This is a genomic window from Streptomyces sp. NPDC059456, from assembly GCF_042750055.1.
GTDB lineage: Bacteria > Actinomycetota > Actinomycetes > Streptomycetales > Streptomycetaceae > Streptomyces.
Genome location: NZ_JBHYVA010000878.1, coordinates 1,397 through 3,026, shown reverse-complemented (window position 1 = coordinate 3,026; position 1,630 = coordinate 1,397). Strand labels below are relative to the sequence as shown.

General features: G+C 76.1%; 1 protein-coding gene. It reads left to right on the top strand.

Annotated elements, in window-relative coordinates; all coding sequences use genetic code 11:
- The coding region (locus ACFXA3_RS39940; RefSeq protein WP_385195920.1) for a MinD/ParA family protein at window positions 1–1,505 on the top strand (1,505 nt) is incomplete at its 5' end.
- Window positions 1,506–1,630 lie beyond the last annotated feature (125 nt).

Genomic DNA, 1,630 nt, shown 5'->3' with positions numbered 1-1,630 from the left:
CCGCGCCCGCGTCGGCACCGCAGGACGGCTCGGGGCTGCCGCCCGCCCCCGCAGCCGCCGCGCAGGCGCCCCGGGACGGTTTCCCGGGCGCGCCGCAGGACGGGTACGGGTTCCCCCCGGCCGCCGCACCGGCGCAGCCGCAGCCCCAGCCGCAGCCGCCCGTCGGCGACTTCGCCGTTCCCGGCGCGCAGCCCGCACCCCCGCAGCCCCAGCAGCCGCAGCCGCAGCCCCCGTACGACCCCCGGGCCGGCGCCCAGTGGGCGCCCGGCCCCCAGCCGGGGCCGCAGCCGCACGATCCGCGGTACCAGCCCGGCCCGTCCGGCGGCGGCGCGCCCCTCGGGTACACGGCGGCCGTCGAGCTGTCCTCGGACCGCCTGCTGCGCGGCAAGCAGAAGCCCAAGCCGCAGCGCTCCGGGTTCCGGTTCGGCGGCAAGGCCGCCGAGGCCGAGCGCCTGCGCAAGCTCGAACTGATCCGCACTCCGGTCATGTCCTGCTACCGCATCGCCGTCATCAGCCTCAAGGGCGGCGTCGGCAAGACCACGACCACCACCGCCCTCGGCGCCACGCTCGCCACCGAGCGCCAGGACAAGATCCTGGCGATCGACGCGAACCCCGACGCCGGTACCCTCGGCCGCCGTGTCCGCCGGGAGACCGGGGCCACGATCCGGGACCTGGTCCAGGCGATCCCGTACCTGAACTCGTACATGGACATCAGGCGGTTCACCTCCCAGGCGCCGTCCGGCCTGGAGATCATCGCCAACGACGTCGACCCGGCGGTCTCCACGACGTTCAACGACGAGGACTACCGCCGCGTCATAGAGACGCTGGGCCGCCAGTACCCGATCATCCTCACCGACTCGGGCACCGGGCTCCTCTACTCCGCCATGCGCGGCGTCCTGGACCTGGCCGATCAGCTGATCATCATCTCGACCCCGTCGGTGGACGGCGCCAGCAGCGCGAGCACCACGCTCGACTGGCTCTCGGCGCACGGGTACGCCGACCTGGTCTCCCGCTCGCTCACCGTCATCTCGGGAGTCCGCGAGACCAGCAAGATGATCAAGATCGAAGACATCGTGCAGCACTTCGAGACCCGCTGCCGGGGCGTCGTCGTGGTGCCGTTCGACGAGCACCTCGCGGCCGGCGCGGAGGTCGACCTCGACCTGATGCGGCCCAAGACCCGGGAGGCGTACTTCAACCTCTCCGCGCTGGTGGCCGAGGACTTCGTCCGCGCCGCCCAGCAGGCCCCCCAGGGCCACTGGGGAGCACCCCAGCAGCCTCAGCCGCACCAGCAGCCGGCACCTCAGCCGCAGCCGCAGCCGCAGGGCCAGCCGTACGGCCAGCCCCAGGGCCCGTCCCCGTACCAGCAGCCTCCGCAGCCGTACGGCCAGCCCTATCCGCAGCCCGGCCAGCCCTGGCAGCCGCAGCAGCAGCCGCCCCAGCACCCGCAGCAGCAGCCGCCCCAGCACCCGCAGCAGCAGCCCCCGCGCGACCCGCGCCTCGGCTGACCGCGGCAGCGAGAAGGGGGGGGGGCGCCCGGGGGGGGGGGGGGGGGGGGGGGCGGGGGGGGGGGGGGGGGGCGGCCGGCCCCCCCCCCCCGCCCCCGGGGGGGGTGGGGGGGGCGCCGGCCCGC